The 13,932-nt window shown below is 58.5% G+C and carries 14 protein-coding genes; 10 read left to right on the top strand and 4 right to left on the bottom strand.

The genetic code is table 11. From position 1 onward, the window contains the following. Positions 1-308: 308 nt before the first annotated feature. A complete protein-coding gene (locus tag Q8M85_RS13010) occupies positions 309-2,474 on the bottom strand; it encodes an ATP-binding protein (protein WP_305545251.1) in 2,166 nt (721 codons plus the stop codon). Positions 2,475-2,605: 131 nt separating this feature from the next. Here Q8M85_RS13010 and Q8M85_RS13005 point away from each other — a divergent pair, with 131 nt between their 5' ends. The 6 genes from Q8M85_RS13005 to Q8M85_RS12980 all read left to right on the top strand — a co-directional run bounded on the left by Q8M85_RS13005 (position 2,606) and on the right by Q8M85_RS12980 (position 8,814). Continuing rightward, positions 2,606-3,538 (top strand): IS5-like element ISPam2 family transposase, encoded by a 933-nt coding sequence (locus tag Q8M85_RS13005; RefSeq protein ID WP_305545248.1) that lies wholly within the window; start codon positions 2,606-2,608, stop codon positions 3,536-3,538. 62 nt (positions 3,539-3,600) lie between these two features. Continuing rightward, positions 3,601-4,677 carry a response regulator gene (locus tag Q8M85_RS13000; protein ID WP_305545245.1) on the top strand — a complete coding sequence of 359 codons (1,077 nt, stop codon included), beginning with the start codon at positions 3,601-3,603 and terminating at the stop codon, positions 4,675-4,677. Positions 4,678-5,826: 1,149 nt separating this feature from the next. Beyond that, a complete protein-coding gene (locus Q8M85_RS12995; RefSeq protein WP_305545242.1) occupies positions 5,827-6,159 on the top strand; it encodes a hypothetical protein in 333 nt (110 codons plus the stop codon). A 487-nt stretch (positions 6,160-6,646) separates the two neighbouring features. Then, entirely contained in the window at positions 6,647-6,844 is a 198-nt protein-coding gene (locus Q8M85_RS12990) for a hypothetical protein (protein ID WP_305545240.1), read from the top strand. Positions 6,845-6,922: 78 nt separating this feature from the next. After that, positions 6,923-8,073 (top strand): IS3 family transposase gene (locus Q8M85_RS12985; protein ID WP_371135247.1). Its coding sequence is split into 2 segments (ribosomal slippage): positions 6,923-7,190 and positions 7,190-8,073, totalling 1,152 coding nucleotides; the frame shifts between segments, so codons are not numbered across the junction. A 42-nt stretch (positions 8,074-8,115) separates the two neighbouring features. Continuing rightward, entirely contained in the window at positions 8,116-8,814 is a 699-nt protein-coding gene (locus Q8M85_RS12980; protein WP_305545234.1) for a hypothetical protein, read from the top strand. 1,003 nt (positions 8,815-9,817) lie between these two features. Here the strand turns inward: Q8M85_RS12980 and Q8M85_RS12975 are convergent. From Q8M85_RS12975 to Q8M85_RS12965, 3 genes are all read right to left on the bottom strand, one after another. Continuing rightward, a complete protein-coding gene (locus Q8M85_RS12975; protein WP_305545232.1) occupies positions 9,818-10,663 on the bottom strand; it encodes a hypothetical protein in 846 nt (281 codons plus the stop codon). Between the two features lie 240 nt (positions 10,664-10,903). Then, entirely contained in the window at positions 10,904-11,557 is a 654-nt protein-coding gene (locus Q8M85_RS12970) for a hypothetical protein (protein ID WP_305545229.1), read from the bottom strand. A gap of 178 nt (positions 11,558-11,735) precedes the next feature. Further along, positions 11,736-12,014, bottom strand: a complete 279-nt coding sequence (locus Q8M85_RS12965; protein WP_371135246.1) for a hypothetical protein — start codon at positions 12,012-12,014, stop codon at positions 11,736-11,738. A 195-nt stretch (positions 12,015-12,209) separates the two neighbouring features. Between Q8M85_RS12965 and Q8M85_RS12960 the strand changes: the two genes are divergently transcribed. From Q8M85_RS12960 to Q8M85_RS12945, 4 genes are read left to right on the top strand one after another with little or no spacing between them, the layout of a single operon-like run. Then, entirely contained in the window at positions 12,210-12,569 is a 360-nt protein-coding gene (locus tag Q8M85_RS12960; protein ID WP_305545227.1) for a hypothetical protein, read from the top strand. Next, on the top strand, positions 12,526-13,260 hold the full coding sequence (locus Q8M85_RS12955) for a lytic transglycosylase domain-containing protein (protein WP_371135249.1): 735 nt from the start codon (positions 12,526-12,528) through the stop codon (positions 13,258-13,260). The genes Q8M85_RS12960 and Q8M85_RS12955 overlap by 44 nt, the downstream gene beginning before the upstream one ends. Positions 13,261-13,280: 20 nt before the next feature. Next, a complete protein-coding gene (locus Q8M85_RS12950; protein ID WP_305545414.1) occupies positions 13,281-13,571 on the top strand; it encodes a TrbC/VirB2 family protein in 291 nt (96 codons plus the stop codon). Positions 13,572-13,580: 9 nt separating this feature from the next. Continuing rightward, positions 13,581-13,859, top strand: coding sequence for a type IV secretion system protein VirB3 (locus tag Q8M85_RS12945; RefSeq protein ID WP_305545224.1), 279 nt, complete (start codon positions 13,581-13,583; stop codon positions 13,857-13,859). Positions 13,860-13,932 lie beyond the last annotated feature (73 nt).

The following is a 13,932-nucleotide window of genomic DNA, read 5'->3' as shown; positions in this document are numbered from 1 at the left end:
GAAGCCTACCGAGGCCTTCCGGGCAGTGGACCGTGTCGCAACAACCCTTGCATTCACACGGACCTCTCATATGGCGAAGACGAGAGATGGTTCTGCGGAAAGGAGTCGACCCTTCAGGCCCGGCGAGGAAACACGCCGGGTTAGGTGGATATCGACCCATTGACGCCGGCCATGCAGAGCCGCGTCCGATCCTTCTCGATCATTGATATTCTTACCATTTACTCCGTGAGGGCAAAGCTAAATGGAAGGAAGCGTGCAACCTGCTATGCCCCTTAGCTAGCAGAGAGGCTAGGCAACCACATAGAGGATTAGGAAACAGCGCCTTGATGCGGGTCTTTGCCCCCGCTCTCCTGCTCTGCGATCAGGTGGTCGAGCTGAACCCCCGTCTTGGCCATAATGGCATCGATCCATTCCAGCGCCCCTTCCAGCGCCGCGATGTCGTCATCATGGATCAGGTCTTCAAACTTGCGCAGCTCGGCGGAGAGCGTCCGGGCGCCGACGACATCCCCTAAACCGACCAGCTTGTGAATCAGACGGCCGGCTTCGAGGGTGTCGCGCTTGGAGATCAATTCTGCCAGATCGGTCCGGGTCGTTTCGATCTCGGCCGCGAAGCCCTTGAGCGTCCGCGTCAGCAAGGCACCGCCGTCGGTCTTACGCAGCTGTTTCAGGTTGTCAGCATCAAAGTCCTCAAGGGACATTGCTGCGGTGGACGATGTCGCTATGTCCTGCATCAGGTTCGCCAGCTGGGCGAGGTCCAGCGGTTTACGCACACAAGCGTCAAACGCCAGATTCCTCAGCATCAAGGCAATTTCGGGGGATTGGTGCGCGGTCACGCAAAAGATTCGGGCACGTGCCGATGGCCCGTCGCCACCGCGAATGCGTGCCGCCGCCTGATCTCCGTCGAGGCGGGGCATTTGCAGGTCCATCAGGATCAGGTCGAATTTCTTGGCCTCGGCGAGTTCAACAGCGACAATACCATCTGCGGCCTCTGTAGGGAGCATGCCGGCGCGCGCCAGATTAGCACAGGTCAGCTGTCGGATTAGGTCATGATCTTCGGCCACCAATACCTTGAGGCCCGCCAGAACGGCCAAGGAGTTTTTCGTCCCATTGCGTGGGTCCAAAACCGCTTCCACCGCCTCGGGCAGTGTCACTCTCATCCAGAAACGGGACCCTTCCCCAAGGGTGCTCTCTACACCCACCTCGCCCCCCATCGCGGCGGCCAGTCTCCGGCAGATTGCAAGGCCCAGGCCGGTCCCGTCGGCACTTGGATCATCGCGTTCCAGCGTGCCGAAATCGCGAAAAAGCCGCGGTATATCGTTGGGGGCGATACCACAACCCGTGTCAGTGACTGCAAAAGTCACCGTATGACCATCCAAGCCGACGGCACCAAGAGTGGCAGAGAGGCGGACGCTGCCGCCGTGTGTTGCCTTCACCGCGTTCGTCGCGAAATTCAACAGAACACGCCGCAGGGACGCCACATCGCCCCGCAATATGGGAGAATCGTCGATCTGAACTACCACCTCGGTTCCATGGCGCGCCGCCGACGGCCGGATTAGGTCACCAACCTCTGTCAGCAGCGAGGTCAGCGCAAATGGCTCTGGTCGGAGACGCGCCTCCCCGGCGCCCAGCCGTGCCAGTTCCAGTACATCATCAATCAGGTTCAGCATTCTTTGGCCGTCAGCCTTCACCCGGCGCCAGGATATTCGTTCCTTCGCCGTGTGGTCCACAGTATCCCAAAACAGATCAAGGCTCCCCAGGATCGCTACCAGAGGTGTGCGCAGATCATGCGCAAGCACTGCCATCAATCGTGACTTGCGTGCATCCGCCGCGCGCACCTCTGTCAGTAGGGCCTCCCGCGCGGCAGCCTGAGCGTGCGACCGTCTGCGGTCCAGATACAGCCCCGCAAGGGCACTGCCCACCAGCAGGACCAATACCCCGGAAATAATCGGCCAAGGTGAGAGATAGGCCGCCGAGATCAGGCTTGGCTTTGGACGGGATATAGCCAAGGTCCAGGTTGGTGCAACGTCGAGGCGTTGCATCGCGAAGAGCCGCGGCGTGCCACCGTAAGCTGGCGGCCCAACAGCAATGCCGCTGTCACGCCCCTGCGAGAAGTCGATGTACCATTCTGGCAGTGCGAGAAGCTGGGAGCCCTCGTTGCTTTCTGAACGCGCGATAACACGCCGAGTTCCATCGGCGATGGCGGCGAATTCGCCTTCGTCCAGCACGGTTTCCTCCATCCACGCCGTGATGTCGCGCAGTGTCACCGAGAAGTACATGAACCCCGGCGCTAGGTTCGCTATCTCGACCGGTTTTACGATGGTGATAACCAGCTCACCAACGATCCGGCCTTTAAAAACGTCTGAAACAGCCGCCCTCCCTGTTCTCAAGCTTTCCGCTTCGGCACGGGCCACTTCAGGATAGGCCGTCCGCGACACAGGCGGAGGGATGCTACCGTCCGCGTTGGCGGTTGACATGAGGATTTCCATGACATCACCGGCGCGTGACAGAACGAACCACCCGCCAAACAAGGCGCCGACCGGCTTTGTTGCAGAAGTCCCCAGGGAGCAGGATTCACACGGGGAATCCATGGGGTTAATGGTCTGAGATGACGAGACCTGATCCTGCCCGCTATCGGACGAATAACTGGAAGAGTTACAACGAGGCCCTGAAGCGGCGCGGTTCCCTGCTGATCTGGTTGGACAAAGACATGACGTGGCTTGCGCCGAAGGCCGGTGGCAATGGCCGACCGCCGGTGTTCAGCGATGCATCTGTCCAGTTTTGTTTGATGGTGAAGGTTCTGTTCGGGCTCCCACTTCGCCAGACGACCGGGATGGTGGCAAGCATTCTGTCGATGGCCGGTCTGGACTGGCCGGTGCCTGACTTTTCGACCCTGAGCCGTCGGCAGAAGCGCATCACGGTGCAAATATCGACCCGCCGTGCGTCCGGTCCGCTCAACCTGCTTGTTGACAGCACCGGAATAAAGTTCCTCGGGGATGGGGAGTGGCTTGCGCGTAAGCACGGCACGCAGCGTCGGCGCCAATATCGCAAGGTTCATTTGGCGATGGATACGGCCACCGGCGACATCCGTGCAGTAGAGTTCACCTCGAGCGACAAGGGCGACAGCCCCGTTCTGCCCCACCTGCTGGACCAGATCCCTGCCGATGAACAGATCGGCACCGTGACCGGCGATGGCGCTTTTGACACAAGGCGATGCCATAGCGCGATCCTCGAGCGCGGTGGAACGGCGATCATACCCATCCGCAAGAACGGGCGGCGATGGCGGGAGAACTGTCCCGCCGCCAGGGCCCGCAACGAGATCCTCAAGGCGACACAACGCCTGGGGCGGGCAGTCTGGAAACGCTGGTCAGGATATCACGCCCGAAGCCGGATCGAGGCCAAGATGAGGTGTCTCAAGTCGTTCGGGGAACGCATTGCATCACGCGACCCGGATCGCCAAACCGCCGAGGTCCAGATCCGCGTAGCACTCATGAACCGCTTCAATGCACTCGGCACTGCCGAGATTGAACGCGTGGCCTGAACCCAACGGGGAAAGGGGCGCGTCTGGCCGCAGCCGGACTTCTGCAACAATGCCAAGGCAGTGTGTCCGTACGAATCCGGGCGATAGACATTCAGGACGGAATCCTTTTCCTTAACTTCATTGTCGAGGACACCGGGGTCGGCATCGCTGAAGAGGACGCCCAAAAAGTCTTCCGCGAGTTTGGCCGCCTTGATCGGATCAACGAACGTCGGGAATTTGGCTCTGGTCTTGGTCTTGCGATCAGTAAAAGGATCCTGAAAGCAATGGGGTCCGAACTGCTGGTGGAGAGCAATCTTGGAAACGGCACGAGCTTCTCGTTCGTCATTCGCTCTCCAGTGACCCAAGCTGAGCAGCCGGTCTTCGAAGCCAGACCGCTTTCCGGCATGACGATCTTGTATGCCGAGGATGAAGCCATCATCCGACACTTGACGGCTCGGCAATTGCGAGATGCCGGCGCAACCGTAATCGAAGCTGAGGACGGGGAGGTAGCGCTTGGCGAACTGAGGAAGAAGGCACCGGATCTTCTGCTAATCGACATAGAAATGCCGCGCCTGGATGGGGTGGAAACGTTACGCAGGTTGCGAACAAGCGACCCAGGCCATCGATATCCGATTTTTGCCCTGACGTCCCACATATCCGGGCTGAAGTGCGCCACAGCACGTTCTTTGGGTGCTGACGAGGTCTTCACTAAGCCCGTACAAATTCTTCCATTGGCAGCGGCATTTATGGCCCGACGTGGGCATAGTGGTGTTCACACTCCAAGTATAGGCGGCGAACTATGGCAGGCGGATCAAGGCACCCTGGTAAGCGAAAACTTCTTTGTGCTGCTTCGCTCAGACGCGACTGCTTTGGCTAAAAAGCATATCCCAGCATTTGAAGATCAAATGCGCAATGATTTGGAGCAGTTAGCTGTAGAAATGGCAGTGGAGAATTACGAAAATATTAAACAAATTGCGCACCGGTGTCTCGGAGTATGCCTTGTTTTAGGGGCGCAGGCAATTTCGAAGCGCTTGGAGGTTATCGAGAATGCGGCAGATTCGAAACAGAAAGACCAGATCGAAAATCGCGTTGCAGGTTTGATCGAACTTTTAGAACTCACCGTTCAAGAAATGCGAAAAGCTGTCCCTGCTCCGATCTAATCGCGAAGAAGGCAAGTTCTTTGGCAGTACAACTGGGCAAACCTCAGTAGCCGGGAGATTGTTTAATCGAGACGACCAACCGTGAGGCAGCACGTCTCGACCGGGCGTGATCTTCACCTACACCACTCATCGCGCCGTTCAGCATCAAGCGTGGGTATAGAAGGGCTTCGGCGGCAGTTTGCAGTTAAGCGGCCACGTCTGATACAACCGCTTGATTGCAGCGGACAGGATCGCTCCGGGCATCCGGTTGGAACATTGCGGGGCGCAAGGGCGCCGCAAGCTAATCGCGATCAATAGGACCAGGCCTGCGCCGATTGCCAAGGAGAAGGTGGTCCTCATCCGCGATCTAACTAATGCCCGGCAGACGGGTCCTGCTGGAGCATCGCTTCGGCCCGCCGCGCGAGCAGCGCAAGGTCCCCGCGCGTACCTGTGGCTCAGGCCGCGCGTCACACTGACGTGTCTGCGTGAGCCGGGATCAGTTCGTCAGCGGCAAATTAGGCGTGCCAGGGCTTCCGGATCAAACCTGCCGAGAAACCCGGCTATATAGAAGTGTGGTACGGACCGCGCAGCAGTGTGGAGGCAGATCGACCGCTTTTCCACATCCGTTTTGAGCCAAATCACCGGAGCGTGCACTATCAATGGGCGCCAGTATCCAGCTTAGCCAGTAGGAGGACGTTCAAAAGTCGTGGCTTAGCTCTGCCTGGGAATCCCGCATTTCTTTAGCCACTCAAGACCAAGACCGACGTAGACCCCATGCGACAAAGACAGAGAGAACCCGTTTCTGAAAAAAAGCCCCGCATGTGCGGGGCTTTGAGAGTCAGGCGGGCGGCCGAAGATCGGGCCGCCACGAGCATTTACACGCAACTGACGGATCTCCAATGACGCATCAGTGCTTATCTTGCAATCTTTGGTGCTAAGATGCTCGATAGATTGTTCTTCACGTATCTGAATTCGTGTAATTCGCAGTACGACCTTCCGATGCTTAATACACACGAAAGATAACTTGTCGGCTTCTTGGTTCAGCGGAAATATAGCTTTGGTTATTCCTTGACCATGCGGATCAGGCGGTTGTCCATGGGTGCTCTATGCAAAGATAGCACACGCCGCAGGAGGTACTCTATCTCACGTCTCGGAGCTTGGCAGGTCAAAATGGTAACCCGGAAATCTGCAGACCTCGTGGATTTTCACGCGCCAGATACTAATGCACATTCATTTGAAGTATTCTTGGATGCCTGGGAGGAAGCACTGAAAGCCTATGAGCGTCTTTTGCCATGTGGTGTGCAAATGGATGACGTTTCTCTTGCTCGGGACCCAAACTATGCTCGTCTGCTGCGGGCTGGGAGAGCTATTCGCTGGGTTGGTGGAGAGGCAGCGGCTCTTAGAGTTGCTCGCGTTCTCGCTCAGCAGACGCCGGACGGTGAGTTTCACCATTTTAAACGCCTTTGGCGTGGTCTTATCCCCGACGCTTTGCCGGTCAATTGACCTGGATCGAAGATGTTTGTTCCCTACTAGCGGGTTAAGGTGCGGCGGTCGTCTCACAGGCAGTTTTGGCTGTTCGTGGTGGGGTCGGAGGGCAGAAGATTTACAGCCCCCTGAATGGGATCGGATTTACTTCGACATTTTTGCGGTTGCCAGAGAAGAATTTCTATTCCCTTGCAAGTTGTAACTGCTGAGCTGCATACAGCCATGGCAGAATAGGCATACTGATTACCAAGTGAGTTGCCGGCGTTGTGAAACATGACCAGCGTGAACAAATATCTCTTTTTTTCAACGGCATAGTTCGGTCGTGAATGTCTGCAAGTACTCTCGGTTACGCCGGCAATCGATATATCCCGAACCGGAACAGGATCTAAGTCGAAGCCCAGGACCTTATATCGACAAAAATCGTAAGAGAGAAGTGCATCTATGGATAAATTGACTAAAATGGTCCCCATTGCGAAGGCTTCTCGCTGCAGCGCTAGGCCACAAAATGACGATTGGTCTTGTGCTGACTTTGTTCAAACTGAGGATAACATCACTGAAAACCAAAAACATCGCTCTTGCAGCACTGATTGCCACCATGCCGACGTTCGCTATGGCGGACCCGATTGCCGCATCGCTGGGTGCCAGCTTTGGTGGCGGCCTTGACGTCGCGCTGATCGACGTTGGTGGCGGCCTTGTGGCGTGAGCTAGTCCCCGAAAATCGGACAGTGACGGAAGCTACGATCTGAAGTCTGCTGATCTCCAAGCACGAGGAGATCAGGACATGTCGAAACGCAGGAACCACGATGCGGCGTTCAAGGCGCGTGTGGCGCTTGAGGCCGTGAAGGGAGAGCGCACGGTGTCGGAACTGGCGGCCGAATATGGCGTGCATCCAACGATGATCCATCAATGGAAGCGGTCGCTGCTGGAGGGGGCCTCAGGCATCTTCGAACGCGGTGGCAAGGCCGCTGTGGCGGCAGAGGTTGCCGAAGAAACAGTTCGTGACCTGCATGCCAAGATCGGAGAGCTGGCTGTCGCCAACGATTTTTTGTCACGAAAGCTCAAGCCCTGGACCGGGAAGTGAGGCGTGGCATGATCGAACGGGCCCATCCCAAGCTGTCGGTCGGGGCGCAGTGCCGCCTGCTGTCGATCTCGCGATCGTCGTTCTATTACGCGCCGCAGGGTGAGACGGCGATGAACCTCGACCTGATGCTCTTGATCGACAAGCAGTTTCTGGACACGCCATTCTACGGCGTGCGGCAGATGACGTGGCACTTGCAAAATGAGGGCCATGCCGTGAACCAGAAGCGCATCCGGCGGCTGATGCGCCTCATGCGTCTGATGCCGATCTACCAGAAGCCCGACACCAGCAAGCCCGCCAGGGGCCACAAGACCTACCCCTATCTGCTGGGCGGCATGCGGGTGGAGCGGCCCAATCATGTCTGGTGCGCCGACATCACCTACATCCCGATGAGAAAGGGCTTCCTGTATCTGGTCGCCATCATGGACTGGTCCACCCGGAAGGTGCTGGCTTGGCGCATCTCCAACACGCTGGAGACCGACTTCTGCATCGAGGCGCTGAACGAGGCGATCCACAAGTTCGGCCCGCCCGAGATCATGAACACGGATCAGGGCAGCCAGTTCACGTCCTTCGCCTGGACCGACCGGCTGAAGCGGGTCGGCACCCGGATCTCGATGGACGGCAAAGGGCGCTGCATCGACAACATCTTCATCGAGCGCCTCTGGCGGTCCCTGAAGTATGAATGCGTCTACCTGCACGCATGGGAAACCGGATCGCAGGCTAAAGCTGGCATCGGACGCTGGATCACATTCTACAACCACCAACGCCCACACACTGCCCATGGCGGTCAATCGCCCGCTGTGGTCTACTTCAACGCAACCCAAACCGATCAGCAGGTGCAGGCAGTAGCTTAAGTCAGCCGGAAAACTGTCCAAGAGTTGGGGAGTAGCTCAGCTGTGCGCCGGATCACGTCGACCGAGACTTCTAGCTACAGCTACGTCCCGCATCTGACTTTTAACGGGAACATCACGACGGGGCAGTCTGTCTTCCGCTACTATCTGGGCGCCATCATTGAAGACAAGGCGAATGCATACGTTGGGGCCGACTACACCTTTAACACCGAAAGCGGGTGGAGTGCATATGCGCGCGGTGAGGTGTTCTCGCGGCCCGACCTTGACCATCGCAACGAAATTGAAGCAAGCGTCAGCCGGACATGGCGGCTGGACCGTTCACAGTCGCTGACGCTCGGCCTTGGTGGTGTTGCCGTACTCAAGGGCGACAATTCCGATCCAAAAAATCCGGAACTGGGTGATGTGTCGGACCGCCTTGATCTTGTTGCCCGCTGGGTTGATGGTCCAATTAATCTGAACATGCGTCACCGAATCAGTGAGGGTGGCGCAGCTAGCACGACCTTTGGGCTTGGCTACACGGACGGGCGATTTTCCTACACTGCACAGTACACACCCAGGTCGTCCGAAAGCGCCTATATCGAGGCGTTGGCGGGTGTGTCATGGCGGACCGCGGAGGAGTTGACCGCACCAACGTTGCGCGTCCAGGTGGCAAGGGCAAACTACAATCTCGGAACAGATGGTCTCGGCTCACCGGTACTGGCTGAGGAGAATCTGTTCGTCCTATCCCTGCAGGCAAAGTTCTGATGTGCCGCGTCAAAAGATCGGAGAGGCTATGATTGCGAGAAGTTTTCTGTTCGCCGGACTATGTTGCGCGGTCGCAACGGGTGCTCTGTCGCAAGATCTGCAAGAGCCTCCGTCGGTCGCGATGGTGGTAGTAACGGCCGGGGGAGCTCTGCTTGGGTTGAGTGTGTCAGTGGGTGTAGGCGATACATTCGACCGGCAGGTGGTGGGTAGGATAGGCGAAGACGGTTTCGCAATGGGAACAAGAGTGACGAGCACCCCGGACAACGAAGATGCAAGCTGCGAAAGCGACTTGAGCGCCGGATTTGAGTCTTATGTCGTCTGCAAGCCTCTACCTCCGGTATGGTGAAGGCGGCTTTCCACTCCGGCTGACCTTGTGGGAAAAATCGTGTGGGGGGTGTCCACTTCCCTGATGTGTTTGTCGAGTGCGAAGCATCCGTTCGATACGGCGATATGGACCTGGAACTCGACCTGGCGCTCTATTGCTTTCAGGGCTTGGTATTTTGTGCGGCGATGACGTCTTGCACTTGCGAGTGTTTAAGGCGCCGACGGCGGTGACGGAAGGTCAATCGGGATCTGATCGAACAGCCGGGGCAGTCTGGGCGCGTCGCTGGTGGTGAACCCGGCCCCCCCCGACCTCAAGCGACTTCTCGTCGCTCTTGTTGGGAACCTCGAGCCAAACCCGCAATTTCGAAGAGCCATGCTTTCGGGCGTTCCACCCGCCTTCGCCATCAACCTCGATCCCATTGCTGCCGACCAGCAAGTTTACTCGGGCTGTCTGGCCACTCGTACGAAATGCTGTCCGTCGTTGTGTTCTGAAGGCGGCTCAGCGCGCCGAAGTCCGGCACAATCCCATGCAGTCCGGTCAGGCACACGGCGCTTGGTGACATGCCAGCCGCTTTTCCTGAGGCATTGTTCGCTTCTGTGAAGCAAGACTTTGAACACGAGATGCCGCGTGTTCGGGCGCAACCGACTAGCTGATTTGCCTAACCGCAGATACAAACGCTCACCGCGAAATCTCCCCCGCCAATACTGCCTTTCCATGCACCGCGAGAATTGCTGCGAACCTTGGGCATCCAAACCGCCGGACGACATCAAGGACCCGAGCATCGTAGGCAGCCTGACCGATCAATCTGCACAGATCCGATGCGTGAAACTGCCGGTTGGCGCTCGGTGCCGCCCGGATGTGATCATGGAGCTTCTGCATTTTGGGATCTTCTTTGGCCAGTGGCGCCGGCTGCGATGAAGCTTTTGGAGCCGTGCTTGACGAACCGGTCCGCCAACGGCGCATAAAGCCGAGCAAGTATCCAGCCGGAACGCGGGCATTGCCGCGAGCACGGTTGAAGGCGAGAAACCGCTCCCAGATGGCCTGTGTGTCAACGTTCCAGCAGGGCAGTGCCGTCTTTGCGGCCTTGATCAGTTCGGCCCAACATGTTCGGAACACGTTGGGCGCTTCATCGATGTTGATATGCCCTGAGAATATAGTTTTGTGAGATTCTTCTCTAGATAGTGATGTGTCGTCTCCCTTTGACACGACATCGTGGGGGCCGTCGCTCTGATCAAAGGCTGCAAAGCGAAAGAGCCAGGGTGCGAACTTGCCGTTCGGCTTCTCACGCTCGAGCTTCAGGCTCGACGCTTCGAGTTCTCCCAGCAAGACGCTCAGATACTGACGCGACACGTCCATCTTCTCTGCCAACGTGGTGAGCGTGAACGCGGCCGTACCGCGGGAAAGGCCGTTGTAGCCGTCCTTCCAGGCGATCCCATCCAGGATGAGCGTTGCCAGCTTGTGCGCGGATACGGAAAGGTCTGTTTGGGTGATCCGTCGCAGGATCAGGCCGGTCGTTGGTTCCATGGTCGGGTCTCCAAAGGGATCCGACGCCATACCGAGAGCAAACAACATTTTTGCCAGCAAGAATACTTTGCTGGTTGAAGACGTTCAGACACTGCGCTAGAAGAACCGTGTTCAGGGGTTTTATCTAGCGCGGCGTCAGGCTTTTCGGTCTGGCGTCGTTTCCCTTTTTGGGTTCGGTGCACAGCCTCCGGTGCAGGTGGCTAAAGGAACAGGCCAACACGACGCTGGCCCGGGGAGGGTTCAGTATCGGACTTCTTCGAAGCCGTAGTTGCCGGCATGGTCCCGCCAATCGACGAAGACCGATCGGTAGCTGACGGATCCGCAGCCCCCAGGGCGAGGAAGGTCAGATGCCGTAGGAACCTGGGCCACACTCGAACGTGCCCAGTGATAGTCTCCTTGGGTGCCGTAGGAACCAAGGCGCGTGTTGTCAGAGCGGATGCAATCGCCATCACGATTTTGGCGCTGGCTGAACTGGATGTGATAGACCCGGATGCTCCGGACGAAGTCGAATTCGTCACCCGAGATATCGACGTCTGCACGCTCGTCAGCTTGAACCGGGACGAGAGGACCTGTGGGATCCGGCACGCTGATCGTCGGCTCGGCCTTGAAGGTGATGTCGTAGAGCCGTTCCATGTTAGAAAGCGGGGCAGAGCCGTCGAACGCCACTCCCATCGGACACCGCCAGATCTGGAGCGGTGGCTCGATTGGCCAGGGCGTGATCCGCTGGATGAAGACAGCACGTGCGTGAGCGCATGGCGCTGAAGCCGGCCAGCCACCCGCGAGGCAGAGGAGGATGGCGCAATCAACCTGGTAGCTCTGGGCGGAAGCCGTGCCCGGCAGGATTGCCGCAAGCGCTACCCCCAGGGCTGTGAGTGATCGTATTGGCACCTTCATGTATCGACTCCCCGCAAAGTTACACGTCCGATACAATACAACATTTACGACAGCAATCGGATTTAATCAGCTGATGTTTTGCTCTTGGTCGTGCAAGCCATCCGGCGTGGAACCTCGCTCGCAGGGTGGTTCATGCACCAAACTGGTGCCTTTCCCCCGGGGAAGTCATACAGGTCACTTATTCGACGGCTTCAAGAAACCGCCCGTACTCGGCGCTGACTTCCTGCGCCTCGGCAAACGCGCGCGCACGCTCTGCATCGAGACAGCGGAAGTAGTCCTGAACCCCCGCGATGTAGCCTTCGAAATCCGCCCTCAGGAGGTCGGCATAGGCACGCATGTCTTCCGGTGTTGAGGGCAGGTAGGGGCGCTCTGGGGGCACACAGGGGGAGGCCAGAGCGTCCTGAGGCCATGCCACCATGGCGAGCAGCACGAAGGCTGCTTTGCGCGCACAGAACATGTGCAGGGCAAAACTCCTTTCGCGCCTTTAATGTTGTATTGTCGTCCTGTAGCACTGCTATCAGAGCAAGGCGATCTGCGTCAACTCAATATTATTGCCTTGCTATCATTCATGTTGTCTTGTATCGCCCACGGTGTTGCGACCCCGTGGGACTGATGCTGCACCTCAGGCAGGAAAAGGACCCAAGGGAAGGCCATGATAGAAGAAGCCCCGAATGTGGTTACAGAAGACGGTCTGCGCGGCCTCCTGGCCGACGGCTACCTCCTCGAGGTGGTCTGCAAGGAGGAAGGCGAGAAGCGCCATAACAGCTGGTACGGTACTTGGGTTGTGCGCGCCGTCGCGGAAGACGGGCGTGCAGACAAGATGCTTGTCACCAGCCGCAGCTATCTCAAGGTGCGCGAGTTCAAGACTATCGTCGGCCTCGTCAGCTTCCTCGCCGAGATGGGCTGCAAGAGCGTCAGCATTCCGCTCGAAGAAGGTGGACGCGAGCGCCACGCTGCGCCTGGGCGCGTTGACGCACACCGGACTGGTCCGGTTCTGGTCTCGGATAACTGACAGCGCTTTCGCCGTCGTCTTGGCTTTGGGTACAGGCGTCTGTTCCGCGCCAGAGGCCTGGGCAGACGGCTTCATCTTCTCGGTCGGCCCGGATGGCCGACTGATCAACACCGCAGAGGATGCGAGCACGCTTCGCTCCTTCTCGGGTGATGGCTCCGCGCAAACCGACCGCCTCTTTCTCTTTGCCGCGCCGCAATCGGACGAGGATGATGTCGCCTCCAGCGGGATTGCTGCGCGGGTCACCCCGAAGGCGGTCCGCGCCTCCCCAGAAATCCTCCACGCCATTGAAACAACCGCGCTGCGCTACGGCAGCCATGACGCGTTGCGGCAAGCGGGTCTGTCGGTCACCGATTGGGCGCTCTTCTACCGCGCCAATATCGAGGTCGAGAGCGCCTATAACCCTGGCGCATTGAGCCCTGTAGGTGCGATTGGGCTCGGTCAGTTGATGCCGGGCACGGCCAATGATCTTGGTGTCGATCCCCACGACATTTCGCAAAACCTCGACGGCTCGGCCCGTTACCTACTGATGATGCTCGAGCAATTCGGCGATCCTGCGCTGGCGCTCGCCGCTTACAATGCCGGACCCGATGCGGTCGCCCGCCACGGCGGCATCCCCCCTTACCCAGAAACCCAAGGCCATGTGGCCCGTGTGACAGCCGTGTTCCAACGGCTCAGAGGAGACCTGTCGTGACGTCCAAAAACCTTCAAACTGTGTTTCACACGCGGGCCGTTGCAGCACTCGGTGCGGCTGCCCTAATCGTGCTGGCGGGACCGGCACTCGCCCAGAGTATTGACCTCTCGCCGGTGCAGACACTGCTGCAGGGCATCGTCGATGCGATCACCGGCCCGTTGGGCATCGTGATCGGCACGCTCGCACTGATCGGCGTGTTCCTTTCCTGGCTCTTCGGCATCCTCGATTTCCGTCAGGCGCTCTGGGTCGTGGTCGCGATCGCGGGCATCGCCGCGGCGCCCACCATCGTCGCCGCCATCTGGACGACCTGAGCAAGACCCATGTCGGAGCAGTCCCGCGTGTTCATCGGCCTTCTCAGGCCGCCCAAGCTGATGGGCCTGCCGATCATGTACGCCATGGTCTGGCTCTTCGGCTCAACGCTCCTGTTTCTCTGGGTACAGAGCGGGGTGGTGGCCGTTTTCGCGGCGCTGGCCTGGCCCGCCCTCTGGAAAGCCGCGGACTGGGATCCGAACTTCCTTGATGTCCTAGTGATCACCTTGCAGGAAACCCCGCCCACGACGAACCGCAAGCTTCACGGGGGCGACAGCTATGCCCCGTGATGGAATTGCCGATGACGTGGCCGACACACTCGATCCGCTGACCGCGCTACCCGCATGGGTCAAGGGCGAGAAG

The organism is Tabrizicola sp. (assembly GCF_030694085.1).
Lineage (GTDB): Bacteria > Pseudomonadota > Alphaproteobacteria > Rhodobacterales > Rhodobacteraceae > Tabrizicola.
This window is presented reverse-complemented; position numbering and strand designations above follow the sequence as displayed.